Here is a 24,065-nt window from a genome sequence, read left to right on the forward strand (position 1 = left end):
ACAAACTGTATAATTCCACACTTCTCCCTGTTTTAACGGGAATCAGCACGGAAAGTCACTTCATTATTCCATTGCTGACACCGTTATAGCAAGGTGACTTTTCCTTAACTGCGGAAGAAATCGCAAACGTTCAAACCGGCTTGCTGCCTTATTGTTCGCTGTAATTTCTCTTGCAGTCAGAATGACAGTTAAGCACATAAAAAGAGGTGGCGCTATTTACTCGCTCTATTTAGAATCCCGCCTCATGAAAACGAACATTCCCGCAGTACAATTAATCACGATTTCTGACGATGAAGCCGGTCAAAGAATCGACAACTTTTTGCTGGCCCGTCTTAAAGGCGTACCTAAGAGCATGATTTATCGCATCGTGCGTAAGGGTGAGGTGCGGGTAAATAAAGGTCGCATCAAAGCCGAATATAAACTGGCGGCTGGTGACGTGGTGCGTATTCCCCCGGTGCGCGTGGCCGAACGTGAGGACGCGCCGGTATCCGTCAAGCTGGATAAAGTGGCGGCGTTAGCCGATTGCATCCTTTATGAGGACGACCATCTGTTGCTGCTGAACAAACCCTCAGGGACAGCAGTACACGGCGGCAGCGGCCTGAGTTTTGGCGTGATCGAAGGGTTGCGTGCGTTACGGCCGGAGGCACGTTTTCTGGAGTTGGTACACCGTCTGGACCGTGATACGTCTGGCGTGCTGATGATCGCCAAGAAACGTTCCGCGCTGCGCTCGCTGCATGAGCAACTGCGCCTTAAAGGGATGCAGAAAGACTATCTGGCCTTGGTGCGCGGCCAGTGGCCGTCGCACTGTAAGGCGGTTCAGGCACCATTATTGAAAAACATCCTGCAAAGTGGGGAGCGTATTGTGCGCGTCAGTAGCGAAGGCAAACCCTCGGAAACCCGTTTTAAGGTGGAAGAGCGCTTCGAGCATGCCACGCTGGTGAAAGCCAGCCCGATCACCGGGCGTACTCATCAGATCCGCGTACATACCTTGCATGCCGGGCATCCCATCGCGTTTGACGATCGCTATGGTGACCGTGAGTTTGATCGTCAGTTGGCGGGCAGCGGGCTAAAGCGTCTGTTCCTGCATGCGGCGGCATTACGCTTTGAACACCCGGCCACTGGCGAAACGATGCGTATCGAAGCGCCGATGGACGATGAGTTGCGGCATTGCCTACAGGTTTTACGTAAACAAACCGTAAAATAACCTTATACCAGCGGGTTGATCCCTTCAGCCCGCAACATTTCCAGCAGTGCGATCAGCGGTAAACCAATCAACGCATTCTGGTCGCGCCCTTCAAGCCGTTCAAACAGCGCAATGCCTAAACCTTCACTTTTAAAGCTGCCAGCGCAATTAAGGGGTTGCTCCAGGTGCACGTAGGCTGCGATCTCGGCATCGGTTAGCGGTCGAAAATGGACATGGAAGGGCTCACACAGCGCCTGTAAATGCTGGTTGCGGCTATTATAAAGGGCCAGTCCGGTATAAAAGGTGACTTTTTGGCCGCTGGCTTGGCGCAGTTGCCTGCGAGCATTCTCCTCGGTGTGCGGTTTGCCGGTGATATGCCCATCGATGACGCAGACCTGGTCGGAGCCGATAATCAGGTGATCAGGATAAGCCATGGCAAGCGCCTGGGCTTTTGCCGCCGCGAGCCGTAATACCAGAGCTTCGGCATTTTCACCGGCCAGTGGAGTTTCATCTACTTGTGGGGCTGCGCAAATAAAAGGCAGCTGTAATTTTTCCAGCAGCATTTTGCGGTAGGTCGATGTTGAAGCAAGTAATATTCTTTGCATAATTTTTTTTCGCAAACCGTAGCGTAAATAGGGCGACCATTTTAAACTGTCGGCCGCTGTGGAAGCGAATATTGGTGAAAGGTGCCGTTTTACGGCCTTTTTCTTTGACTCTATGTCGTTACAAAGTTAATATGCGCGCCCTATGCAAAAGGTAAAATTACCCTTGACCATTGATGCGGTACGTACCGCTCAGAAACGCCTGGACTATGCTGGTGTCTATACGTCTGAGCAGGTTACACGTGTTGCCGACTCCGTGGTCAGTGTGGACAGTGATGTTGAGGTTTCGTTGTCGTTTGATATCGACAAACAGCGCCTCGCGGTGATAACAGGGCAGGCAGATGTTGCGGTAACGCTAATGTGTCAACGCTGTGGAGTCCCGTTCGCGCATCATGTTCACACAACGTATTGTTTTAGCCCGGTCGTCAATGATGAGCAGGCTGAGGCATTACCGGAAGCGTACGAACCGATTGAAGTTGACGAGTTTGGCGAAGTCGATCTGTTGGCAATGATTGAAGATGAAATTATTCTCTCACTGCCTGTCGTTCCGGTACATGAATCTGAACACTGTGAAGTGTCCGAAGCGGACATGGTGTTTGGCAAACTGCCTCCAGAGGCGGAGAAACCAAACCCATTTGCCGTATTAGCCAGTTTAAAGCGTAAGTAATATTGAGGAGTAAGGTCCATGGCCGTACAACAGAATAAACCAACCCGTTCCAAACGTGGCATGCGTCGTTCACACGATGCGCTGACCACCACCACTTTGTCTGTAGATGCGACTTCTGGTGAAACTCATCGTCGTCACCACATCACTGCCGACGGTTTCTACCGCGGTCGCAAGGTTATCGGCTAAGTTAGCGATACCTTGAATCGTCTAACCCTGGCGTTAGATGCTATGGGCGGGGACTTCGGTCCCTGCGTCACAGTGCCTGCTTCATTGCAGGCACTGGCCTCTAATTTACAGCTTCATCTCCTGCTCGTCGGCGATCCCGACATCATCTCTCCTTTACTTGCCAAAGCCGATCCGCTTCTGCTGGAACGCTTGCAAGTTGTGCCCGCCGAGTTTGTTATTGCTGGCGATGCCAAACCTTCACAAGCGATCCGCGCTAGTCGTGGGACTTCCATGCGTATTGCGCTGGAACTGATTAAAAGTGGTGAAGCGCAGGCCTGTGTCAGTGCGGGTAATACCGGTGCCTTGATGGGGCTGGCCAAATTGCTGATAAAGCCGCTGGATGGCATTGAGCGCCCGGCCCTGATGACGGTGCTACCGAATCAGCGGCGCAGTAAGACCGTGGTGCTGGATCTGGGGGCCAACGTGGAGTGCGACAGCACCATGCTGGTGCAATTTGCGGTGATGGGGGCGGTGATGGCGGAAGAGGTGTTGGGCATTGCGCAACCTCGCGTAGCGCTGCTCAACATTGGTGAAGAAGAGACCAAAGGCCTGGATAATATCCGCGAAGCTGCGGCCGTGCTAAAAAATACTCCGGCAATCAACTATATTGGTTACCTGGAGGGAAACGATCTGCTCACCGGTAAAACCGATGTCATGGTCTGCGACGGTTTCGTGGGTAACGTCACCCTGAAAACCATGGAAGGTGTGATAAGGATGTTCTTATCGTTGCTGAAGTCATCCTCAGAGGGTGGCAAGCAGGCATGGTGGTTGAAATTGTTGGGCCGATGGTTGCAAAAAAGGGTGGCAAAGCGTTTCGGTCATCTGAACCCCGACCAGTATAATGGTGCATGTCTGTTAGGATTGCGGAGCACCGTAATCAAAAGCCACGGCGCGGCGAACCAAAGCGCGTTCGCGGTCGCTATCGAACAGGCTGTGCAGGCGGTGCAGCGGCAAGTTCCTGACAGAATTGCTGCGCGCCTTGAAGCTGTATTACCCAAGAGTGACTGATCGTACATGTATACAAAGATTCTCGGTACGGGGAGTTATTTACCCGTACAAGTGCGCACCAACGCTGACTTAGAAAAAATGGTGGATACCTCTGACGAGTGGATCGTCACGCGTACCGGTATCCGTGAGCGTCGTATTGCTGCTGCCGATGAAACCGTGGCAACCATGAGCTTCCATGCCGCGACCCGCGCCATGGAAATGGCCGGTGTGGCTAAAGAAGATATCGGCCTGATCGTTGTGGCAACCACCACTTCAAGCCATGCGTTCCCAAGTTCTGCCTGCCAGTTGCAGCAGATGCTGGGTATTGAAGATTGTGCAGCTTTCGATATTGCTGCGGCCTGCGCCGGTTTTACCTATGCCTTGAGCGTGGCCGATCAGTATGTGAAGAATGGCGCGGTGAAACATGCGTTGGTGATCGGCTCGGACGTACTCTCACGCACGTTGGATCCTGAAGATCGCGGCACTATCATCCTGTTTGGTGATGGTGCGGGCGCGGTAGTGCTGGGCGCATCCGAAGAGCCAGGGATTATCTCAACGCATCTGCATGCCGACGGTCGTTACGGCAATCTTCTGGCGCTGCCGAATAAAGATCGTCAGAACCCGGATCAACCAGCCTATGTCACCATGGCTGGTAATGAAGTCTTCAAAGTGGCAGTGACTGAACTGGCACATATCGTTGATGAAACGCTGAAAGCCAATGATTTGGATCGTAGCGAGTTGGATTGGCTGGTTCCGCATCAGGCCAACCTGCGTATCATCAGCGCAACAGCGAAAAAATTGGGTATGGGGATGGATAAAGTGGTGGTGACGCTCGATCGTCATGGTAACACCTCTGCCGCCTCTGTACCGTCGGCGCTTGATGAGGCCGTGCGCGATGGGCGTATCCAGCGTGGTCAGTTGGTGTTGCTGGAAGCGTTTGGCGGCGGCTTTACCTGGGGTTCGGCGCTGGTTCGTTTTTGATTTAACAGGAAGATAAAAATGACGCAATTTGCTTTTGTTTTTCCAGGTCAAGGATCACAGACCGTTGGCATGTTGGCCGATTTGGCCGCACAGTTTCCGATCGTGGAACAGACTTTTAGCGAAGCCTCTTCGGCTTTGGGCTACGATCTGTGGCAACTGGTGCAGCAGGGGCCGGTAGAAGAACTGAACAAAACCTGGCAGACCCAGCCAGCACTGCTGGCGGCATCGGTGGCGGTTTTTCGCGTCTGGCAGCAGCAGGGCGGTAAAACCCCAGCCATGATGGCGGGCCACAGCCTGGGTGAATACTCAGCGCTGGTGTGTGCGGGCGTGCTGGAGTTTGCTGCGGCAATCCGTTTGGTAGAGCTGCGCGGTAAACTGATGCAGGAAGCCGTACCGGAAGGTACCGGTGCCATGTATGCGATTATCGGTCTGGATAACGAAGCCATTGCCAAAGCCTGTGAAGAATCTGCTCAAGGGCAGGTGGTCTCGCCGGTAAACTTCAATTCGCCGGGGCAAGTGGTTATTGCGGGTAATAAAGACGCAGTTGAACGCGCGGGGGCTGCCTGTAAGGCTGCCGGTGCCAAGCGTGCGCTGCCATTACCGGTGAGCGTTCCTTCGCATTGCGCATTGATGAAACCTGCTGCCGATAAACTGGCGGTAGCGTTGCAGGACGTGACATTCAGTGCGCCGCAGGTGCCGGTGGTCAATAACGTTGATGTCCGTGCTGAAACTTCGCCAGAAGCTATTCGCAGCGCGCTGGTGCGCCAGCTGTACAGCCCGGTACGCTGGACGGAAAGTGTAGAATTCATGGCGGCAGAAGGCGTGACATCACTGCTGGAGGTCGGCCCAGGCAAAGTTCTGACCGGCCTGACCAAACGCATTGTTGATACCCTGACGGCTGCGGCGGTCAATGACACCGCCACTCTGTCAGCGGCGCTTGAACAATAAAGAGGAAAACAATGAGCTTCGAAGGAAAAGTTGTTCTGGTCACCGGTGCAAGCCGTGGTATTGGCCGAGCTATTGCAGAGTCATTTGTTGCACGTGGTGCTAAAGTGATCGGTACGGCCACCAGCGAAAGCGGTGCGCAGGCGATCGGTCAGTATCTGGGTGATAACGGTAAAGGGTTCATGTTGAACGTTGTTGATGCTCAATCTATCGACAGCGTACTGAAATCGATTCGTGAAGCATTTGGCGAAATCGACATTTTAGTGAATAATGCCGGCATTACGCGTGATAACCTGCTGATGCGAATGAAGGATGATGAGTGGCAGGATATTCTGGACACTAATCTGACCTCGGTATTCCGTCTGTCAAAAGCGGTAATGCGAGCTATGATGAAAAAGCGGTTTGGCCGTATCATCACCATAGGTTCTGTTGTAGGTACCATGGGTAATGCAGGGCAGGCAAACTACGCGGCGGCTAAAGCCGGTCTAATCGGTTTTAGTAAATCTTTGGCACGTGAAGTTGCTTCACGTGGCATTACGGTCAACGTCGTGGCACCTGGCTTTATTGAGACGGATATGACACGGGCGTTGACAGAAGATCAACGCGCAGGCATTTTAGCCCAGGTTCCGGCTAGCCGGCTTGGGGACGTTAAAGAAATTGCCAGCGCTGTTGCATTTTTAGCCTCTGATGAGGCTGGCTACATCACCGGTGAAACGTTACATGTCAATGGCGGCATGTACATGATTTAAAAAATGTGAAAACCATTTGCGTTATTTGCGGCAAAAACCGCAAAATAGCGTAAAATCGTGGTTTGACCAGCCGGGATTTAGTTGCATCTTTTTCAACATTTTATACACTACGAAAACCATCGCGAAAGCGAGTTTTGATAGGAAATTTAAGAGTATGAGCACTATCGAAGAACGCGTTAAGAAAATCATTGTTGAGCAACTGGGTGTTAAACAGGAAGAAGTTTTAAATAACGCTTCTTTCGTTGAAGATTTGGGCGCTGATTCTCTTGACACCGTTGAGCTGGTAATGGCTCTGGAAGAAGAATTCGACACCGAAATTCCAGACGAAGAAGCTGAGAAAATCACTACTGTTCAGGCAGCTATTGATTTCATCAACGCTAGCCAGCAGTAAGCGAACATATCTAGGCGGTCACTCGACCGCCTAAGTTTTTTCTATCCCTAGTGTCATATTTTCCCTCCTTGGAGGACAAACGTGTCTAAGCGTCGAGTAGTTGTGACCGGACTGGGCATGTTGTCTCCTGTCGGCAATACGGTAGAGTCCACATGGAACGCTCTTCTTGCCGGTCAGAGTGGCATCAGCCTGATCGACCATTTCGATACTACTGCCTATGCAACGCGTTTTGCTGGCTTGGTAAAGAATTTTAATTCTGAAGATTTCATCTCGCGCAAAGATGCGCGCAAGATGGACGCCTTCATTCAATACGGCATCGCAGCCGGCATGCAAGCCATGCAGGATGCGGGGCTGGAAATCAACGAGGCCAACGCCAGCCGCATTGGTGCCGCTATCGGCTCCGGTATCGGTGGCCTGGGTTTGATCGAAGAGAACCACAGCTCCTTGGTTAACGGTGGCCCACGGAAAATCAGCCCGTTCTTTGTGCCTTCGACCATCGTGAACATGATTGCGGGTCATCTGACTATCATGTACGGCATGCGTGGCCCAAGTATCTCTATTGCCACCGCTTGTACTTCAGGTGTCCATAACATCGGCCATGCGGCGCGGATCATTGCCTACAATGATGCGGATGTGATGCTGGCCGGTGGCGCAGAGAAAGCCAGCACTCCGTTGGGCGTGGGCGGTTTTGGCGCTGCTCGTGCGCTCTCTACCCGCAACGACAACCCGCAGGCGGCGAGCCGCCCTTGGGATCGAGACCGTGATGGTTTCGTGCTGGGTGACGGTGCGGGCATGATGGTGCTGGAAGAATACGAGCACGCGAAAAAACGCGGTGCGAAGATTTACGCAGAAGTTGTCGGTTTTGGTATGAGCAGCGATGCTTACCATATGACGTCACCACCAGAAAACGGTGCAGGCGCCGCGTTGGCAATGGAAAATGCGCTGCTTGATGCAGGCATAACCGCGTCACAAATTGGTTATATCAACGCGCATGGCACCTCGACGCCGGCCGGTGATAAAGCCGAAACTCAGGCGGTGAAATCCGTGTTTGGCAGCAATGCTAAAAGCGTGATGGTCAGTTCCACCAAATCGATGACCGGCCATCTGTTGGGTGCTGCGGGTGCGATTGAGTCGATCTTTACCGTACTGGCATTGCGCGATCAGGCCGTACCGCCAACCATCAATCTGGATAACCCGGATGAAGGTTGCGATCTGGATTTTGTCCCGCATGAAGCACGTCAGACGAAAGAGATGGAGTACACCCTGTGTAACTCCTTCGGTTTTGGTGGTACTAACGGCTCGCTGATTTTCCGTCGCGTGTAGTTAAGCTCATCAGCAATTGATAAAAGCCCGGTTCATTATGGATCGGGCTTTTTTTATGTGCCCGGCAGTAGTGCCTCTGCTGCTATGGTTTTATGCGCCTGTTATGCTGTGGTGAAGCCTATAGGGAGGGGAACTATGTACTGGATCAACGGACATCAGCATGATGCCTTGGCACCTAGCGATCGCGGTTTGCAGTTTGGTGATGGCTGTTTCACCACGGCGAGAGTCGTGGAGGGGAAAGTCGATCTTTTACCCTGGCATATTGAGCGGATGCAGCAGGCGGCGCAACGCTTGCTGTTGCCTGCCGTTGACTGGTTGGCGTTTGAGCGTGAAATGGTGCATGCGGCAGAATCTATCCCACTGGGCGTGGTCAAAGCGATACTGACGCGTGGCAGCGGTGGGCGGGGTTACAGCCCGCACGGCTGCGAACATCCCACACGTATTATTTCACGCAGTACTTACCCCCAGCATTATCTGCAATGGCGCGAGCAGGGGATCCGTTTGGCGTTAAGCCCGATCCCGTTGGCTCGCAGCCCGTTACTGGCCGGGTTGAAACACCTTAACCGCCTGGAGCAGGTGTTGATTCGCACGCATCTTGACCAGACTGATGCCCATGAGGCGCTGGTGCTTGACACTACCGGCATGCTGGTGGAATGCTGTGCGGCTAATTTATTCTGGCGTAAAGGGAAAACGGTCTTTACGCCGAATCTGGATCAGGCGGGCGTTGCCGGGTTGATGCGCCGACGGGTGATTGAGTTACTGACAGGCAGTGAATATCAACTGTACCTGGTCAGTGAACCGCTGGAAACGCTGGCCGATGCTGATGAGGTTTTGGTGAGCAATGCGTTGATGCCATTGCTGCCAGTCAATGAAGCACAGTCATGGTGCTATTACTCGCGCCAGCTGTATGACTTTTTGCGTCCACACTGTTAATGATGGCTGATTGATGAAGAGAAAAAAGCTCAAAATTGCGTTGCTGGTTCTTGCCCTGATTGTGGCTCTGCCGTTTTGGGGGTACCAGAGAGTTGAACGCTTCGCTGACATGCCGCTGGCGATCCAGCAGGAGACCCTCTTCAAGCTGCCCGCTGGTACCGGACGCGTGGCGCTGGAAGGGCTATTGGTGCGCGATAAACTGATCCACAACGGCAGGTGGTTCCCTTGGTTGCTGCGGCTGGAACCGGAATTGGCCAAGTTCAAAGCGGGTACTTATCGTTTCACGCCGGGGATGACGGTGCGTGAAATGCTGAAGCTGCTGGCAAGTGGTAAAGAGGCGCAATTCAGCGCGCGCTTTATCGAAGGCTCGCGCCTGCGTGACGGTTTGCAAGTGTTGCAGCAAGCCAAATATGTCAAACACACCCTAGCGGGTAAAAGTGAGGCTGAGATTGCGTTGGCGCTGGGGCTACCCGCCGGTAGCAGTCTCGAAGGGCGCTTGTATCCTGATACTTATCTTTATACCGCTGGAACCAGCGATTTGGCGCTATTGAAACGTTCACATCTGCGCCTGAACAAAGCGTTGCAAGAGATCTGGGATGCGCGAGATACCACGTTGCCGTATAAAACGCCGGATGAGTTGTTGATCATGGCCTCGATCGTAGAGAAAGAGACCGGCGTAGCGGAAGAACGGACCAAGGTGGCATCGGTGTTCGTCAACCGGTTACGCCTGGGGATGCGTTTACAGACTGATCCAACGGTGATCTACGGCATGGGTGACAGCTATACTGGCAACATCAGCCGTAAAGATCTGGAAACTCCGACGCCTTATAACACTTACGTGATCGGTGGCCTGCCGCCAACGCCGATTGCGATGCCGAGCCGGGCTTCACTAGAAGCAGCGGCTAATCCAGAAAAAACGGCTTATCTCTATTTTGTTGCCGACGGTAAGGGCGGGCATACGTTTACCACCAATCTGGCCAGCCACAATCAGGCGGTGCGCACTTACCGCCAGGTGTTAAAGGACAAGAATGAAAAGTAAATTCGTGGTTATCGAAGGGCTGGAAGGCGCAGGCAAGACCACCGCGCGCAACACTATCGTCAGCGTGCTGAATGAGCGGGGCATCAACGAGATCGTATTCACTCGTGAGCCCGGTGGCACGCCATTGGCAGAAAAACTCCGTGACCTGTTTAAACGCGGTACTGACGGCGAATTGCCGACCATCAAAGCAGAAGTGCTGATGTTGTACGCTGCCCGTGTCCAGCTAGTTGAAACCGTGATTAAACCGGCGTTAGCGCGCGGTGCCTGGGTAGTAGGCGATCGCCACGATCTCTCCTCGCAAGCCTATCAGGGCGGTGGCAGAGGGGTTGATCCGCAGTTGATGGAGTCACTGCGCGATATCGTACTGGGCGATTTTCGCCCTGACTTGACTGTCTATCTCGATCTGCCGCCGCTGGTTGGGCTGCAACGGGCACGTGCGCGTGGTGAGTTGGACCGTATTGAACAGGAAGCGTTGCCGTTCTTCGAACGCACCCGCGAGCGCTATCTGCAACTGGCCGCACAAGACAGCTCCATTGTGACCGTGGATGCAGCGCAACCACTGGATCAGGTGACCGCCGATATTCGCCAAGTGGTAGCGCAGTGGCTGCAACAGCAGGAAGGGGCGTAATGAACTGGTATCCGTGGCTTAACGGACCTTATCGCCAGTTGGTGGGGCAATATGCGGCTGGTCGCGGCCATCATGCCTTGCTTGTGCATGCCGCACCGGGTAATGGTGACGAGGCGTTACTTTACGCATTAAGCCGCTGGCTGATTTGCCAGCAGCGCAACGGCGAGAAAAGCTGCGGGGAATGTCATAGCTGCCGGTTGATGCTGGCGGGTAATCACCCAGATTATCACGTATTGACGCCGGAAAAAGGCAAAAGCAGTTTAGGCATTGAACCTATCCGTCAGGTGATAGAAATTCTCTACTCACACGCGCAGCAAGGGGGAGCGAAGGTGGTTTGGCTACCGCAGGCCGAACTGTTGACCGAGGCCGCTGCCAATGCGTTGCTGAAAACGCTGGAAGAGCCGCCTGCCAACACTTTCTTCCTACTGGCCTGCCGTGAACCTTCACGCCTGCTGGCCACGCTGCGCAGCCGCTGCTTCTATTGGCACTTGGCGAGCCCTGATGAAGCGCTTAGCCTGCAATGGCTGAATCGCCAGGCTCCAGGTAACCAGAGCGATCGTCTTACCGCACTACGGTTGCATGACGGTGCGCCGATTGCTGCCGAACAGTTACTACAACCCCAGCACTGGCAGCAGCGTACTGCGCTGTGTACGGCGCTGAATAGTGCCTTGCCGCAACGCGACATGCTGGCGTTACTCCCGGTGCTGAATCATGACGATGTCGCTGAACGGCTACACTGGCTATGTGCTTTGTTGGTAGACGCAATGAAGTGGCAACAAGGGGCGGCAGGTTATGTGCTGAACCAGGATCAGCAACCGTTGGTACAGCAACTGGCCAGCCGCCTGAGCAGCACCTCATTGCAGCAGATCGTGCAGCAGTGGCTGCATTGTCGCCAACAATTGCTCAACGTCATTGGTGTTAACCGCGAGCTATTGCTCACCGAACAGTTACTTAGCTGGGAGCAGATGTTAGGCTCCGTTGGCTATTCACAACCCCACTCGTTGTAAAAGAGTTTATTACTATGTTGTTAGTTGATTCGCATTGCCATCTTGATAGCCTGGATTTTGATGCATTGCATCAGAATGTTGATGATGCCTTGGCAAAGGCCAAAGCGCGGGATGTAGGCTACGTGCTGGCGGTAGCTACCACGCTGCCGGGTTACCAAGCCATGACACAATTGATCGGCTCGCGTGCCGATGTGGCCTTCTCCTGCGGCGTTCACCCGTTGAACCTGGAAGATGGCTACGATTACGCTGAACTGCGCCGCTTGGCGGCGGCAGAGCAGGTGGTGGCGTTAGGAGAAACCGGGCTGGATTATTTCTACCAGAAAGACAATATCCCGCTGCAGCAGGCTTCTTTCCGTGAGCATATCCGTATTGGCTGCGAACTTAGCAAGCCGGTAATTGTGCATACCCGCGATGCTCGCGAAGACACATTAGCTATTCTACGTGAAGAGAATGCACAGGAATGTGGCGGGGTGCTGCACTGCTTCACCGAAGATTTACCCACGGCTCAGGCATTGCTGGATCTGGGTTTCTACATCTCTTTTTCCGGCATTGTCACCTTCCGCAATGCGGAGTCATTGCGTGAGGTGGCGCGCTATGTGCCGCTGGATCGCATGCTGGTGGAAACCGACTCTCCTTACCTTGCGCCAGTGCCGCACCGGGGTAAAGAAAACCAACCTGCCTATGTACGTGATGTTGCTGAATATCTTGCCGTCTTGAAGGGCGTAAGCCTGGAAACGCTGGCAGAAGCGACCACGGCCAATTTTTCACGCTTATTTCATATCAAATTGTGATCTTTCGCCTAGGCTTAGGGTGCAGTTGATAGGAACGAAATTCTTTTTAAGCTCGTAATTAATCGCCGAAACGGGTAATGTTCCCACCCGTTTTATGGCGGTGCCTGCTCTCTTTTTCATCTTAATAGACAAAAATTAGGCGATTTAGAGAGAAATCCACGCTCTTATTCATTGAAACGTGACTGCCATCAAACATTACTCGGGGTATTTATTTTACTCTGCGTAAAAATTCAAGGGGTGCTCAGACACCCTGAATTGCAGGGGTTTTTCTCCCCCCCTTGCAGCGCGAAAATTCGCGAGAAGTAGCAAAGCACCATTACTCAGGAGCACACTCAACTATGTTCAAGAACGCATTTGCAAACCTGCAGAAAGTAGGTAAATCGCTGATGCTGCCGGTATCCGTATTGCCTATCGCAGGTATTCTGCTGGGCGTCGGTTCCGCCAACTTTAGCTGGCTGCCGATGGTAGTCTCCCACGTGATGGCAGAAGCTGGCGGATCTGTATTCGCCAATATGCCGTTGATTTTCGCTATCGGTGTGGCTCTGGGCTTCACTAACAACGACGGTGTTTCTGCATTGGCCGCTGTGGTGGCCTACGGCATTATGGTGAAAACCATGGCCGTGGTTGCGCCGCTGGTTCTGAATTTGCCAGCGGAAGAGATTGCAGCCAAACACTTGGCGGATACCGGTGTTCTCGGGGGGATTATCTCCGGCTCCATCGCTGCCTATATGTTTAACCGCTTCTTCCGCATTCAGTTGCCAGAATATCTGGGCTTCTTTGCCGGTAAGCGTTTTGTGCCGATCATCTCCGGTCTGGCCGCTATCGCGATGGGTGTGATCCTGTCCTTTATCTGGCCACCTATCGGTACGGCGATCCAGACCTTCTCACAATGGGCGGCTTACCAGAACCCGGTTGTGGCGTTTGGTATCTACGGTGTGGTTGAGCGTGCTCTGGTGCCGTTTGGTCTGCACCACATCTGGAACGTACCTTTCCAAATGCAGATTGGTGAGTACACCAACGCAGCCGGTCAGGTATTCCACGGCGATATTCCTCGCTATATGGCGGGTGACCCAACGGCGGGTATGTTGTCCGGTGGTTTCCTGTTCAAAATGTACGGTCTGCCAGCGGCTGCAATTGCCATCTGGCACTCAGCCAAGCCGGAAAACCGTGCCAAAATCGGCGGTATCATGATCTCCGCCGCGCTGACCTCGTTCCTGACCGGTATCACCGAGCCAATCGAGTTCGCCTTCCTGTTCGTTGCGCCGATCCTGTACGTGATCCACGCCATCCTGGCCGGTTTGGCATTCCCAATCTGTATTCTGCTGGGTATGCGTGACGGTACCAGTTTCTCGCACGGTCTGATCGACTTCATCGTACTGAGCGGTAACAGCAGCAAAATCTGGCTGTTCCCAATCGTCGGTATCATTTACGGTCTGGTGTACTACACCATCTTCCGTGTGTTGATCGCGAAACTGGATCTGAAAACCCCTGGCCGTGAAGACAACGCTGTCGATCAGGTGGCACAGGGTGGCACAGAAATGTCAGCAGCCTTGGTGAGCGCCTTTGGTGGTAAAGAAAACATCACCAACCTGGATGCCTGTATCACTCGTCTGCGCGTCAGCGTGGCCGACATATCCAAGGTTGATCAGGCTGGGCTGAAGAAACTGGGTGCTGCGGGCGTTGTGGTCGCAGGTTCCGGCGTTCAGGCCATCTTTGGTACCAAATCTGATAACCTGAAAACAGATATGGATGAGTACATCCGTAACCACTGATTCAGGCTGGGGAGCTTATGGGGGAGGCCGATGGCCTCCCTTTTTTTATGGTTTTATATTTAATTATCTATCCACCAGATTGAATCGCGCCTAATACCGCACTACTTTTGTTAAGCTAGGTTTATTGCCTGGGAATGGTGAAGTGGCTTTCATAAACTGACATACGTTTTTCAGCAATTGCCACATCGTTCGGCAACGATGATTGTGTGTAACATGTTTCATGTAAAGTCAACCACAAGAGCTCGAACCTGTTTACTTATAATGAGTAAACAGGCTGATAAGTAAAAATAAACTTCGGGTTCTTCCTCAGGATTTCAAGGTTTCTTTACTCTTTTGAATGATGTCATTATCGACAATCAGCGTAATGGTTTTTGCACTTTGGCATCCGTATGTGAGAACGTGTATTAAAGAGGTTGCCTCCGGCCAGCCAATACGACAAGTCGTCCATGTTTTGTGCCTTCACTTTATGATGAATGAGGGTAACATACTTGTGCTGCAACGGATTCTGGGGCATTCAAACATGTTAGAAACGATGGTCTATGCGCACTTTGCGCCGGACTACTTGGAAGATGCGGTGAGGTTTAATCCGCTCATGAATATATAGGTAGGATGATGGTCAAAATCCCGGATGAAATTGCAAAGGAAGTGTTCGCTGCTGAGGCTGAGAGAAAAGAGCAGATACGCGATAAGCTGTTTATTAAACTTGACAGTCAGGTAAGAAAGGTTACGCCTGAACTATTTGCAAAATTTTTGGATGAAAGGGGAGCAAGTAGAACTTGCCTTTCTTGTGGTTCAAATAAGCTATCCGTTCCAGAGACAACGACCGTGGACAGGGCAAAGTTGCCCGATGATTTTTCTCAGTTATCCTTTGAAGAGCAAGCGAATGCTACGTTTGCTGCGATGACACAATCGGTTAGTTATACCTTTATTGAAGAAGAGTCAATGCCGCGATTGAGCAATGTTAAGTATCAAGTTAACTGTTTGAATTGTGGATTTATAAGTCATTACCGTGCTTTCCCTGTTGTTCAATGGGTGTTAGATCAGGAAGAGGTAAACAAGGATGAGTGATACCAAACGTAAAGAAGTACTGCTAACATTCCCAGAAGAGCGAATTGTGCGCAAAGGCGGTGATGATGGGGGGGATGGTATGTTAGAGCGGCTGGAAAAACGGGTTGAAAAACTTGAAAATGATGTTTCTGTCATCAAAACAGACCTTGCTGTCATCAAATCCAATTATGCCACGAAATCCGACATAGAGGCTATTCGCACTGACCATCAGACATTGCGTGCCGACGTGGTGAAAGAATTAGCGGCATCTGAAAAACGCATTAACGATAAATTCGAGGATCAGTTTGATAGCATCAACAAACGGCTTGATGGTATTAATGATCGGCTTCTTTGGACGCTAATGGTACCTGCAATTGTGGCTATCCTTCTTTGGTTTGTGAAAGAAGCAATCCTTAAATAGTGATCCGCAAATTGATCAAACGCCCAACGCTAGAGTCGATTTTAGCACGCAGTCATAGGTGGTTAACTCATTGATAATAATTTATTTTTTAAGTTACCTTCAGTATGGCAGCGAGTGACTTCTTTTTATTGATTTATAAGGGTTATTTACAGGTTTCACAAAGGAGTTCCTTTTCCCTTTAGGCTGTGTGCTTTGGGCATAAAAAAGCCAGCTCGTTAGCTGGCCCAGATTGTTGATGGACCCTGCATTACGGGGCTTCTGTTATTGGTGGATACCGCTGATTTGCAGCAGTGCTGCCTCGGCTAAAAACGCGGAGCGGCTTTTAAATTCTGGATGTGTGGCGACACAGCGATCGATACGGTCAATTAACGATTTGGGCAGAGTGACGTTAATTTTTTCCGACCCGCCAAGCAGCCGAGAAACATCAATTTCCACGACAGCCCAAGCCCGCAGGTTCACAGTTCAAACCGACGATAGATTCCCCACGCCACCATCAATTAATAACTCGCTACCCACCATGTAGCTGGATTCGTCAGAAGCGAGAAATACGGCAGCTTTTGCTAATTCCAATGTTGTCCCCATACGGCCAATCGGCACCAGTGCGCGGATATTCTCACGCAATGTCTGTTCTGCTTCTGCCTGCAAGCCCAGTTTGCCCAGCGCTGGAGTTTCGGTAGGACCAGGGCTTAGGCCGTTAACGCGAATACCGCGCGTGTGCAACTCAGCAGAGAGCGATCTTGCTAAAGACAACATCCCGGCTTTACTGGCGGCATAAACGCTGCTTTGAGCCAGGCCAATATGTGCACTGACTGAACCACAAAGGATTACTGACGCCGGGTTGGCAAGCAACGGTAACAAGGATTGGATCAAAAAGAACGGGCCTTTGAGATTAATATTCATCAACTGGTCATAACTTGCCTCATCCCATTCTTGCAATGGCCGGTGTGTGACATCGCCAGCATTGATGTAAAGTATGTCCAGTTGTGGCCAGCACTGCGCCAACTGTTTGGCAAGAGTGCTTTGCTGGTCGATATTTCCCGCATCGCTATGCAATAGCAGTACTTTTCCCAAAGCTTCACCTGCGGTTTTTAATCCACTTTTGCTGCGACCGGTGATCGCCACAATGGCACCTTCAGCGATAAACTGGCGTGCAGTCTCCAGCCCGATACCGCTGGTTCCCCCGGTAATTAGTGCATATTTACCTTTTAATCGAGACATAACCTTTCCTTCAAGCGATGAGTTACGCCATTATTATCACCTGAGTATCTTTTGCATAGTAGGTACCGTTTGGATACTAAAAGACAAGGTGGAATGAAATGGCATCAATAGCGAAGGGATGGGCAGAAAAAAATTTGGCGCTACCGCAGGTCAATGAACCCTGTCCGATGGTTAACTTTGTCAACCTGGTTTCAGGTAAATGGGCGATACCTATCCTCTATCGCTTGATTGTGATCGATAGCCCGGTACGCTTCAGTGAATTGCAACGAGCGATCGCCCCGATTGCGCAAAAAGAGCTGACGCGCCAACTGCGCCAGTTTGAACAATGTGGTCTCGTCACCCGCAAAGTGTTTGCACAAGTGCCTCCACGAGTGGAGTACCAGATAACACCACTAGGCAAGACGTTACGCCCAACGCTGGACTCGCTTGCTGAGTGGATGCGCAGCAATGCGCCGCAATTGATCAGTGGCTAGCATAAGCACGTCTGTTCTGATGTGATACCCGCGCCTGTTGAGTAATTCTCCATCACTCAATGCGGAAAATGCGCAATCAGGTTGAAAGCGGTAGAATCTGTCACTCATACTGCGTAAATCTTTTATGTTCACAAGGAGCTTGAGATGGCCGAAGAAACTATTTTCAGTAAAATTATCCGCCGTGAAATCCCTGCTGATGTGGTTTATCAGGATGAGTTGGTCACCGCATTTCGTGATATCGCCCCACAGGCACCGACCCACATCCTGATCATACCGAACGTGCTGATCCCAACCGTGAATGACGTCACTTCCGCGCATGAAGCGGCTTTGGGCCGCATGATCACCGTCGCGGCCAAGATTGCCGAGCAGGAAGGGATTGCGGAAGATGGCTACCGCCTGATCGTCAATTGCAATCGCCACGGCGGGCAAGAGGTCTACCACATTCATATGCATTTAGTCGGTGGGCGCGTGCTGGGCCCGCTGCTGCCACGTTAATTGAGGAACACCATGCGCTATCCCCAAACCTTGCGTTGCTTGATGGCGCTGGTATTACCTGCCGTGATGCTGATGGGGTGCAGTCGCCCACAAGGCATCGCGGTCAATGAACGGCAAAGGGTAGTGATGGATTCGTCGGTGCTGAGTGCGGGCATGGTGGCGGATAACCCGTCGATTGCTGCGGGCTCAGGTGGTTTGCGGGCGAACTCGGTATTGAGCAATAGCCAGAATACCCCGGTAACGGTGCATTACCGCTTCTATTGGTATGACAAACAGGGGCTCGATATTCTGCCTTTTGAACCGCCGCGTACCGTCACCGTTGCAGCGAATTCAGACGTTGAGGTCTATTCACTGAAGAGTAACCTTGATGCTAAACGCGTGCGTCTGTATCTATTCTTATAAGTATTGGGTTCCGTTGAGAGGGATAATGAAAAAGTATCTATTTGTGGCGTTGGCCGCGTTAGTGTTGACCGGCTGCCCGTCGCGCCCACCAGAGCCGCAGCAACCCCCCGTGGTGGTTGAGCCGATCCCACAGCCGGAGCCTAAACCGCAGCCACCGGCTCCTGAACCGGTACCACAGCCGCCGAAACTCCAGCAGCTCGATTGGTTGGGCAGCGTGCAGCCGTTAGTCAATGACATGCTGAAAGCCGATGGCGTAAGCACCGGCAGTGTACTGCTGCTGGATAGCGTCAAAAATAACACCAACGGCGCGTTGCCAATCGCGCAGGCGACTTCTGCCTTGCATCAGGCGTTGGCGTCCAACCAAACCTTCAGTATCGTGCCGGAAGCACAACTGGCCAGCGCCAAACAAACGCTTGGCCTGTCAGCGGAAGACAGTCTGGGCTCGCGCAGCAAAGCGATCGGCCTGGCGCGTATCGTCAATGCGCAGTACGTGCTGTATAGCGATGTCAGCGGCGACGTAAAGGCTCCAACGATGGACATGCAACTGATGTTGGTACAAAGCGGTGAAATCGTCTGGTCGGGTAATGGCGACGTCAAGCAGTGAGGCTCAGCTTCGGCGCTTAATCAGTCACAGGCTACCGGCGGTCAATACCGCCGGTTGTCGTTTCAGCCCGGTGCAGGGGCTGACCGGTGAAAGCTGGCGGATCGAAGGTGAGGGGATACATCTGCTGGCACGCCAGCAGACGCAGGACAAGTACCGGCTTGGCGTCAGCCGCCGCCGTGAAGGGCGCGTGTTGCAGCGCTGTGGCGTTGGGATCGGGCCGCAGATCTTGCTGCAAACGTCTGGCTGGCTGATCGTCGAATGGCTTACAGGCGAGAGCGTCAGTGAATCGTCTTTTCTGGCATTAAATGAAAGTGGCGAACTGGCGGCGTTGATGGCTCAACTGCATCACCAGCCGCTAAGCGGTTATCGGTTGAATTTGCAGCAACAGTTCGCCCGTTATTGGCAACAGCTCGATCGGCGGCGTATTACCCCTGCCTGGCTAGCTTGGCAGCACGCATTTATGCAAAGCACATCGCCGCAGCCGTTAATGTTGGCCCCGTTACATATGGATGTTCATGCTGGCAATCTGCTGGTGCAAGGTGAACGGCTAAGGCTGATTGACTGGGAGTATGCCGCCGACGGCGATATTGCTCTGGAACTGGCCGCACTGTTTCGCTTCAATCAATTCTCACCTGCCGCCCAGCAACATTTTTTACGCCACTACGAGCAGCAGGGCTACTCAGATCGTCGGCAACTGGCTGCACAGGTACAACGCTGGCTGCCGTGGGTGGATTACCTGATGCTGATGTGGTTTGAAGTCCGTTGGCAGCAAAGCGGGGATCGGGAGTTTTTGCGCTGGGGCGCAGCGTTATACCGGCGTTTTTGTTTCTCATCCCCCTGTTCTCAATGAATTAATCAAGTGAGGTGGCCGTGGGCCCAGTAATGCTAGATGTCGTCGGCTACGAGCTGGACGCAGAAGAACGTGAGATTTTAAAGCATCCTTTAGTCGGCGGTTTGATCCTGTTTACCCGCAATTTTCACGACGCCGAACAGTTGCGCGAACTGGTGCGGCAGATCCGGGCGGCATCTCACGATCGGCTGGTGGTGGCGGTGGATCAGGAAGGGGGGCGCGTACAGCGTTTCCGCGAAGGATTCACCCGTTTACCGGCAGCACAGTCGTTTGCTGCGCTCAACGATGCACAGGAAGGCGGGCGCTTGGCCCAGGAAGCCGGATGGTTGATGGCTGCGGAAATGATTGCGCAAGACATCGATATCAGCTTTGCTCCGGTGCTGGATTTGGGCCATGCCAGCGCGGCGATCGGTGAGCGATCTTTCCACAGCGATCCACAGCAGGCGCTGGCGATGGCCGAACGTTTTATACAAGGGATGCACAGTGTGGGTATGAAAACCACCGGTAAGCATTTCCCAGGGCACGGCGCGGTGACGGCGGATTCTCACAAAGAAACCCCGCGCGATCCGCGCCCGTTGGCACAAATTCGTGAACATGATATGTCGATTTTCCGCGAACTGATTGGCCGCGGTTTGCTCGACGCCGTGATGCCTGCCCACGTGATCTATACTGAAGCCGATCCGCGCCCGGCCAGTGGTTCGCCCTACTGGCTGAAACAGATTCTGCGCCAGGAGTTGGGTTTTGACGGTATTATTTTCTCTGACGATCTGTCGATGGAAGGGGCGGCGATCATGGGCAGCTACGCTGAGCGTGGTCAGGCGGCGCTGGATGCCGGTTGCGATATGATCCTGGTATGTAATCACCGTGCAGGTGCGGTCAGCGTGTTGGATAACCTGTTCCCGGTCAAAGTAGAAAAACTGAAGCGGTTATATCATCGCGGTCAGTTCACCCGTCAGGAGTTGCGCGCTTCCGAACGCTGGCAGTTGGCGCACCAGCAGTTGAGCGCGTTGAGCGAGCGCTGGGAAGAGCACAAAAACAGCGTTCCGCAGGGTGAATGATTAGGGCGTCGTCATACGGCGTTAATGATGGGGGCAGGTGGCCCCTAGCTTGTTGCGAGGATCTACATGATTATCTATTTGCATGGCTTCGATTCCAACAGTCCCGGCAATCATGAAAAGGTTTTGCAGTTACAGTTCATCGATCCGGACGTGCGTTTTATCAGTTACAGCACTTTGCATCCACGCCATGATATGCAGCATTTACTGAAAGAGGTGGATAAAGCGGTTCAGCAGGAAGGGGATAACCGCCCGCTGATCTGCGGTGTGGGCCTGGGGGGATTTTGGGCTGAACGTATTGGTTTCCTGTGCGGAATTCGTCAGGTGATTTTCAACCCGAATCTGTACCCGGAAGAACACATGCACGGCAAGATCGACCGGCCGGAAGAGTATCGCGACATCGCCACCAAGTGTGTGGAAGATTTTCGTGAGAAAAACCGCGATCGCTGTCTGGTGGTGCTTTCCCGCCATGATGAGGTGCTAGACAATCAGCGCAGCGCAGAATTGCTGGACAAGTACTACGAGATCGTCTGGGACGAACAGCAAACGCACAAGTTCAAAAATATCTCGCCGCATCTGCAACGCATCAAGGCGTTCAAGGCTCTCGCGTAACAGTTTTATAACGTTATTTCAGGCCACCATGGCGGCTCCCAAAGGGCAGGTGTGGTGGTTTTTTGAGCTTTCTCAGGTCTTTTCTTGTTGGCCAGCGATACAATTCGAAATTGTGATCGGGCGCTAACTATTTGAATCACAATACCCAAAAAATCCCTTCGTCCAGCCTTTAACCAAAAAAGTTTGATGTACATCAATTTTGGTATGACCAAATGACCTCTCATGCTATTCTGGCCTCAGATAGCAGGTTTAATTTAAGCGAACTGACTGTATTCTAAGGATATTATTTCTTTACCCTTAGATAACAATAGGTTCACATTTAGGGGGTTATTTTGACAACGCCAAAGAAGAAAATTGTGATTGTCGGGGGTGGTGCCGGTGGTCTGGAACTGGCAACCAGTCTGGGGCACAAATTGGGCCACAAGAACAAAGCCGAGATCACGCTGGTGGATCGCAACCACAGCCATCTGTGGAAGCCTTTGCTGCATGAAGTGGCCACCGGATCGCTGGACGACGGCGTTGATGCGCTGAATTATCTGGCACACGCCCGTAATCACTATTTCAACTTCCAACTCGGCTCACTGACCAACATCGATCGCGAAAAACAGACGCTGCAACTGACGCAGATCTGCGATGAGCAGGGCACGGAACTGGTTCCTGCGCGTGAATTGAGTTACGACATTCTGGTGATGGCGCTCGGCAGTACCTCAAATGATTTCGGGACTCCAGGGGTGAGAGATCACTGTATTTTCTTGGATAACCCGCATCAGGCGCACCGTTTCCATAACGAAATGTTGAACCTGTTCCTGAAGTTCTCGGCCAAGCCAGGCGATAAAGAAAGCGTCAATATCGCGATTGTGGGCGGTGGTGCTACCGGCGTTGAACTGTCTGCTGAACTGCATAACGCGGTAAAACAGCTGCACAGCTACGGTTTTGAAGGGCTGGACAACAGCGCGTTGAAAGTCACGCTGGTTGAGGCCGGTGAGCGCATTCTCCCCGCCTTGCCACCGCGTATTTCTTCCGCCGCCCATCAGGAGCTGAATAACCTGGGCGTGCGCGTGCTGACCAATACCATGGTGACCAGCGCCGATGAAAAGGGCTTGAATACCAAGGGCGGTGAATTTATCAATGCCGATCTGATGGTGTGGGCGGCCGGAATCAAGGCCCCGGACTTTATGAAAGATATTGCCGGGCTGGAAACTAACCGTATCAATCAGTTAGTGGTAGAGACCACGCTGCAAACCACCCGCGATCCTAACATCTTTGCGATCGGTGACTGCGCTTCTTGCCCGCGTGAGGGCGGTGGTTTTGTGCCGCCGCGAGCGCAATCTGCGCACCAGATGGCATCACGCTGCTTTACTAATATTCTGGCGCTGCTAAATGGTCAGCCTCTGAAGCCTTATGTGTATAAAGATCATGGCTCACTGGTATCGCTTTCGCGCTTCAGCACTGTTGGCAGCCTGATGGGCAACCTGATGCGTGGCTCGATGATGATCGAAGGGCGCGTGGCGCGTGTGGTGTATATCTCGCTGTACCGCATGCATCAGGTAGCGCTGCACGGCTATACCAAAACTGGCCTGATGATGTTGGTGGGGGGGATTAACCGCGTGATCCGCCCGCGCCTGAAAATGCACTGATATTGCTCTGCCGTTTTAGTTCGCTCGATCACCCACGCAGGTTCGCCGCGTGGGTTTTTTTATACCCGCGTGCCGCAGAATGAGTGGTGGATGAGTGATTGACTAGCAGAGAATGCGGTATCTTTAGGTGAACCACTTAAGAATCGTCCCAAATAATAAGGATTGGCGCGGTTTTACTGCTATTTGCTCACTGAGTCTTATTGCGGGGGCTTGGATTATTGCGCAGACTTCATCTCGTTTACAGACGGCGCGTCGCGCACGCCGTAAACCGGCGCCGATGCGCAGAAGAATAAACGTGGTGCAACGTCGGTAGATTTTCCGGTACAAAATGCGTGGTAACACATTCAGGAGGACTTCCTGTGAACAAATCAATGTTAGCCGGTGTTGGGATTGGGATTGCCGCCGCTCTGGGGATTGCTGCCGTAGCCAGTCTGGACGTGTTTTCTGCCGGTCCGCAATATGCGCAGGTTCTCGCCGCAGCGCCAATCAAAGAAACGATTAAAACCCCGCGTCAGGAATGCCGTAACGTCACGGTCACCCACCGAGCGCCCGTGCAGGATGAGAATCGCATTGCCGGTTCGGTGTTGGGAGCCGTCGCCGGTGGCGTAATTGGTCATCAGATCGGTGGTGGCAGAGGCCGCGATGTGGCGACCGTGGTGGGGGCATTAGGAGGTGGCTATGCTGGAAATCAGGTTCAGGGAAGCCTACAGAATAGTGACACAACGACCAGTACACAGCAGCGCTGTAAAACGGTTTACGATAAATCGCAAAAAATGCTGGGTTATGACGTCACCTACCAGATAGGCAACCAGCAGGGCAAAATCCGTATGGATCACGATCCCGGCACCCAGATCCCGCTGGATAGAAACGGCCAACTGGTGCTGAATAAGATCTGAGCTAAACGGTAAAAAATTAACCCCTTGTCTGCCTGAGCAATTCCCTCTCCTATTTGGGAGAGGGGAATATCACCGCACGACAAACACCTCACCCCGGCAGCAAACACACCTATCGTGATACTGCAACATGGA

General features: G+C 52.6%; 27 protein-coding genes and 4 pseudogenes. 27 read left to right on the forward strand and 4 right to left on the reverse strand.

Features of this window, described 5'->3' with window-relative positions; genetic code table 11:
- Positions 1-244 precede the first annotated feature (244 nt).
- Positions 245-1,204, forward strand: a complete 960-nt coding sequence (gene rluC, locus ACX9GT_RS11250; RefSeq protein ID WP_473191138.1) for a 23S rRNA pseudouridine(955/2504/2580) synthase RluC — start codon at positions 245-247, stop codon at positions 1,202-1,204.
- Between the two features lie 2 nt (positions 1,205-1,206).
- Here the strand turns inward: rluC and ACX9GT_RS11255 are convergent, their stop codons facing one another.
- Entirely contained in the window at positions 1,207-1,788 is a 582-nt protein-coding gene (locus ACX9GT_RS11255) for a Maf family protein (protein WP_473191139.1), read from the reverse strand.
- Positions 1,789-1,930: 142 nt separating this feature from the next.
- Between ACX9GT_RS11255 and yceD the strand changes: the two genes are divergently transcribed.
- The 14 genes from yceD to ptsG all read left to right on the forward strand — a co-directional run bounded on the left by yceD (position 1,931) and on the right by ptsG (position 14,223).
- On the forward strand, positions 1,931-2,452 hold the full coding sequence (gene yceD / locus ACX9GT_RS11260; RefSeq protein WP_473191140.1) for a 23S rRNA accumulation protein YceD: 522 nt from the start codon (positions 1,931-1,933) through the stop codon (positions 2,450-2,452).
- An 18-nt stretch (positions 2,453-2,470) separates the two neighbouring features.
- Entirely contained in the window at positions 2,471-2,638 is a 168-nt protein-coding gene (gene rpmF / locus ACX9GT_RS11265; protein ID WP_004943042.1) for a 50S ribosomal protein L32, read from the forward strand.
- A gap of 12 nt (positions 2,639-2,650) precedes the next feature.
- Entirely contained in the window at positions 2,651-3,685 is a 1,035-nt protein-coding gene (gene plsX / locus ACX9GT_RS11270) for a phosphate acyltransferase PlsX (protein ID WP_473191141.1), read from the forward strand.
- A gap of 6 nt (positions 3,686-3,691) precedes the next feature.
- A complete protein-coding gene (locus ACX9GT_RS11275) occupies positions 3,692-4,645 on the forward strand; it encodes a beta-ketoacyl-ACP synthase III (RefSeq protein WP_473191142.1) in 954 nt (317 codons plus the stop codon).
- A gap of 18 nt (positions 4,646-4,663) precedes the next feature.
- Positions 4,664-5,593 (forward strand): ACP S-malonyltransferase, encoded by a 930-nt coding sequence (gene fabD / locus ACX9GT_RS11280; RefSeq protein ID WP_473191143.1) that lies wholly within the window; start codon positions 4,664-4,666, stop codon positions 5,591-5,593.
- An 11-nt stretch (positions 5,594-5,604) separates the two neighbouring features.
- Positions 5,605-6,339: a 3-oxoacyl-ACP reductase FabG gene (fabG, locus tag ACX9GT_RS11285; RefSeq protein ID WP_473191144.1), complete on the forward strand. Its 735-nt coding sequence runs from the start codon at positions 5,605-5,607 to the stop codon at positions 6,337-6,339.
- A 154-nt stretch (positions 6,340-6,493) separates the two neighbouring features.
- A complete protein-coding gene (acpP, locus tag ACX9GT_RS11290) occupies positions 6,494-6,730 on the forward strand; it encodes an acyl carrier protein (protein ID WP_004719003.1) in 237 nt (78 codons plus the stop codon).
- 81 nt (positions 6,731-6,811) lie between these two features.
- Positions 6,812-8,053, forward strand: coding sequence for a beta-ketoacyl-ACP synthase II (gene fabF, locus ACX9GT_RS11295; RefSeq protein WP_473191145.1), 1,242 nt, complete (start codon positions 6,812-6,814; stop codon positions 8,051-8,053).
- Positions 8,054-8,188: 135 nt separating this feature from the next.
- A complete protein-coding gene (gene pabC, locus ACX9GT_RS11300; RefSeq protein WP_473191146.1) occupies positions 8,189-8,986 on the forward strand; it encodes an aminodeoxychorismate lyase in 798 nt (265 codons plus the stop codon).
- A 13-nt stretch (positions 8,987-8,999) separates the two neighbouring features.
- Entirely contained in the window at positions 9,000-10,025 is a 1,026-nt protein-coding gene (gene mltG, locus ACX9GT_RS11305) for an endolytic transglycosylase MltG (protein ID WP_473191147.1), read from the forward strand.
- On the forward strand, positions 10,015-10,653 hold the full coding sequence (gene tmk, locus ACX9GT_RS11310; protein ID WP_473191148.1) for a dTMP kinase: 639 nt from the start codon (positions 10,015-10,017) through the stop codon (positions 10,651-10,653). The genes mltG and tmk overlap by 11 nt, the downstream gene beginning before the upstream one ends.
- Positions 10,653-11,660 (forward strand): DNA polymerase III subunit delta', encoded by a 1,008-nt coding sequence (gene holB / locus ACX9GT_RS11315; protein ID WP_473191149.1) that lies wholly within the window; start codon positions 10,653-10,655, stop codon positions 11,658-11,660. The genes tmk and holB overlap by 1 nt, the downstream gene beginning before the upstream one ends.
- Before the next feature lie 14 nt (positions 11,661-11,674).
- Positions 11,675-12,451: a metal-dependent hydrolase gene (locus ACX9GT_RS11320; RefSeq protein ID WP_473191150.1), complete on the forward strand. Its 777-nt coding sequence runs from the start codon at positions 11,675-11,677 to the stop codon at positions 12,449-12,451.
- Positions 12,452-12,789: 338 nt separating this feature from the next.
- Complete coding sequence (gene ptsG / locus ACX9GT_RS11325; protein ID WP_473191151.1) at positions 12,790-14,223, forward strand: PTS glucose transporter subunit IIBC; 1,434 nt, start codon at positions 12,790-12,792, stop codon at positions 14,221-14,223.
- A gap of 90 nt (positions 14,224-14,313) precedes the next feature.
- On the opposite strand, the pseudogene ACX9GT_RS11330 reads toward ptsG, so the two are convergent.
- A pseudogene (locus ACX9GT_RS11330) lies at positions 14,314-14,598 on the reverse strand (IS630 family transposase); the annotation flags it as partial.
- 7 nt (positions 14,599-14,605) lie between these two features.
- Between ACX9GT_RS11330 and ACX9GT_RS11335 the strand changes: the two are divergent.
- The 3 genes and pseudogenes from ACX9GT_RS11335 to ACX9GT_RS11345 all read left to right on the forward strand — a co-directional run.
- Positions 14,606-14,827: pseudogene (locus ACX9GT_RS11335) on the forward strand (phage integrase); the annotation flags it as partial.
- 5 nt (positions 14,828-14,832) lie between these two features.
- Positions 14,833-15,291, forward strand: a complete 459-nt coding sequence (locus ACX9GT_RS11340; protein ID WP_473191152.1) for a hypothetical protein — start codon at positions 14,833-14,835, stop codon at positions 15,289-15,291.
- A complete protein-coding gene (locus ACX9GT_RS11345; RefSeq protein WP_473191153.1) occupies positions 15,284-15,691 on the forward strand; it encodes a hypothetical protein in 408 nt (135 codons plus the stop codon). The genes ACX9GT_RS11340 and ACX9GT_RS11345 overlap by 8 nt, the downstream gene beginning before the upstream one ends.
- A gap of 261 nt (positions 15,692-15,952) precedes the next feature.
- Here the strand turns inward: ACX9GT_RS11345 and ACX9GT_RS11350 are convergent.
- Both ACX9GT_RS11350 and ACX9GT_RS11355 read right to left on the reverse strand, forming a co-directional pair.
- Positions 15,953-16,135, reverse strand: a pseudogene (locus ACX9GT_RS11350) (type II toxin-antitoxin system HicB family antitoxin); the annotation flags it as partial.
- An 18-nt stretch (positions 16,136-16,153) separates the two neighbouring features.
- Complete coding sequence (locus ACX9GT_RS11355) at positions 16,154-16,909, reverse strand: SDR family oxidoreductase (RefSeq protein ID WP_473191154.1); 756 nt, start codon at positions 16,907-16,909, stop codon at positions 16,154-16,156.
- A 98-nt stretch (positions 16,910-17,007) separates the two neighbouring features.
- Between ACX9GT_RS11355 and ACX9GT_RS11360 the strand changes: the two genes are divergently transcribed.
- The 9 genes and pseudogenes from ACX9GT_RS11360 to ACX9GT_RS11400 all read left to right on the forward strand — a co-directional run bounded on the left by ACX9GT_RS11360 (position 17,008) and on the right by ACX9GT_RS11400 (position 23,933).
- A complete protein-coding gene (locus ACX9GT_RS11360) occupies positions 17,008-17,382 on the forward strand; it encodes a winged helix-turn-helix transcriptional regulator (protein WP_473191155.1) in 375 nt (124 codons plus the stop codon).
- A 144-nt stretch (positions 17,383-17,526) separates the two neighbouring features.
- Positions 17,527-17,877, forward strand: a complete 351-nt coding sequence (hinT, locus tag ACX9GT_RS11365) for a purine nucleoside phosphoramidase (RefSeq protein WP_473191156.1) — start codon at positions 17,527-17,529, stop codon at positions 17,875-17,877.
- Between the two features lie 12 nt (positions 17,878-17,889).
- Positions 17,890-18,279 carry a YcfL family putative periplasmic lipoprotein gene (locus ACX9GT_RS11370; RefSeq protein WP_473191157.1) on the forward strand — a complete coding sequence of 130 codons (390 nt, stop codon included), beginning with the start codon at positions 17,890-17,892 and terminating at the stop codon, positions 18,277-18,279.
- 25 nt (positions 18,280-18,304) lie between these two features.
- A complete protein-coding gene (gene lpoB, locus ACX9GT_RS11375) occupies positions 18,305-18,883 on the forward strand; it encodes a penicillin-binding protein activator LpoB (protein WP_473191158.1) in 579 nt (192 codons plus the stop codon).
- Positions 18,864-19,733: a thiamine kinase gene (gene thiK / locus ACX9GT_RS11380; protein ID WP_473191159.1), complete on the forward strand. Its 870-nt coding sequence runs from the start codon at positions 18,864-18,866 to the stop codon at positions 19,731-19,733. Before lpoB ends, thiK begins: the two co-directional genes overlap by 20 nt.
- A 32-nt stretch (positions 19,734-19,765) precedes the next feature.
- Positions 19,766-20,787 (forward strand): annotated as a pseudogene (gene nagZ / locus ACX9GT_RS11385) (beta-N-acetylhexosaminidase).
- A 70-nt stretch (positions 20,788-20,857) separates the two neighbouring features.
- Complete coding sequence (gene ycfP / locus ACX9GT_RS11390; RefSeq protein ID WP_473191160.1) at positions 20,858-21,400, forward strand: alpha/beta hydrolase YcfP; 543 nt, start codon at positions 20,858-20,860, stop codon at positions 21,398-21,400.
- A gap of 332 nt (positions 21,401-21,732) precedes the next feature.
- Positions 21,733-23,037 carry an NAD(P)/FAD-dependent oxidoreductase gene (locus ACX9GT_RS11395; protein ID WP_473191161.1) on the forward strand — a complete coding sequence of 435 codons (1,305 nt, stop codon included), beginning with the start codon at positions 21,733-21,735 and terminating at the stop codon, positions 23,035-23,037.
- A 359-nt stretch (positions 23,038-23,396) separates the two neighbouring features.
- The gene (locus tag ACX9GT_RS11400; RefSeq protein ID WP_473191162.1) at positions 23,397-23,933 is read left to right on the forward strand and encodes a glycine zipper 2TM domain-containing protein; all 537 of its coding nucleotides are present in this window, start codon (positions 23,397-23,399) and stop codon (positions 23,931-23,933) included.
- The last annotated feature ends 132 nt before the right edge of the window (positions 23,934-24,065 follow it).

The sequence above is a fragment of the Serratia sp. YWN4 genome (assembly GCF_055790845.1).

Coding starts and splice junctions, on each gene's coding strand:
- rluC (WP_473191138.1), top strand. CDS start 245: ATGAAAACGAACATTCCCGCAGTACAATTAATCACGATTTCTGACGAT.
- ACX9GT_RS11255 (WP_473191139.1), bottom strand. CDS start 1,788: ATGCAAAGAATATTACTTGCTTCAACATCGACCTACCGCAAAATGCTG.
- yceD (WP_473191140.1), top strand. CDS start 1,931: ATGCAAAAGGTAAAATTACCCTTGACCATTGATGCGGTACGTACCGCT.
- rpmF (WP_004943042.1), top strand. CDS start 2,471: ATGGCCGTACAACAGAATAAACCAACCCGTTCCAAACGTGGCATGCGT.
- ACX9GT_RS11275 (WP_473191142.1), top strand. CDS start 3,692: ATGTATACAAAGATTCTCGGTACGGGGAGTTATTTACCCGTACAAGTG.
- fabD (WP_473191143.1), top strand. CDS start 4,664: ATGACGCAATTTGCTTTTGTTTTTCCAGGTCAAGGATCACAGACCGTT.
- fabG (WP_473191144.1), top strand. CDS start 5,605: ATGAGCTTCGAAGGAAAAGTTGTTCTGGTCACCGGTGCAAGCCGTGGT.
- acpP (WP_004719003.1), top strand. CDS start 6,494: ATGAGCACTATCGAAGAACGCGTTAAGAAAATCATTGTTGAGCAACTG.
- pabC (WP_473191146.1), top strand. CDS start 8,189: ATGTACTGGATCAACGGACATCAGCATGATGCCTTGGCACCTAGCGAT.
- mltG (WP_473191147.1), top strand. CDS start 9,000: ATGAAGAGAAAAAAGCTCAAAATTGCGTTGCTGGTTCTTGCCCTGATT.
- tmk (WP_473191148.1), top strand. CDS start 10,015: ATGAAAAGTAAATTCGTGGTTATCGAAGGGCTGGAAGGCGCAGGCAAG.
- holB (WP_473191149.1), top strand. CDS start 10,653: ATGAACTGGTATCCGTGGCTTAACGGACCTTATCGCCAGTTGGTGGGG.
- ACX9GT_RS11320 (WP_473191150.1), top strand. CDS start 11,675: ATGTTGTTAGTTGATTCGCATTGCCATCTTGATAGCCTGGATTTTGAT.
- ptsG (WP_473191151.1), top strand. CDS start 12,790: ATGTTCAAGAACGCATTTGCAAACCTGCAGAAAGTAGGTAAATCGCTG.
- ACX9GT_RS11340 (WP_473191152.1), top strand. CDS start 14,833: ATGATGGTCAAAATCCCGGATGAAATTGCAAAGGAAGTGTTCGCTGCT.
- ACX9GT_RS11345 (WP_473191153.1), top strand. CDS start 15,284: ATGAGTGATACCAAACGTAAAGAAGTACTGCTAACATTCCCAGAAGAG.
- ACX9GT_RS11355 (WP_473191154.1), bottom strand. CDS start 16,909: ATGTCTCGATTAAAAGGTAAATATGCACTAATTACCGGGGGAACCAGC.
- ACX9GT_RS11360 (WP_473191155.1), top strand. CDS start 17,008: ATGGCATCAATAGCGAAGGGATGGGCAGAAAAAAATTTGGCGCTACCG.
- hinT (WP_473191156.1), top strand. CDS start 17,527: ATGGCCGAAGAAACTATTTTCAGTAAAATTATCCGCCGTGAAATCCCT.
- ACX9GT_RS11370 (WP_473191157.1), top strand. CDS start 17,890: ATGCGCTATCCCCAAACCTTGCGTTGCTTGATGGCGCTGGTATTACCT.
- lpoB (WP_473191158.1), top strand. CDS start 18,305: ATGAAAAAGTATCTATTTGTGGCGTTGGCCGCGTTAGTGTTGACCGGC.
- thiK (WP_473191159.1), top strand. CDS start 18,864: ATGGCGACGTCAAGCAGTGAGGCTCAGCTTCGGCGCTTAATCAGTCAC.
- ycfP (WP_473191160.1), top strand. CDS start 20,858: ATGATTATCTATTTGCATGGCTTCGATTCCAACAGTCCCGGCAATCAT.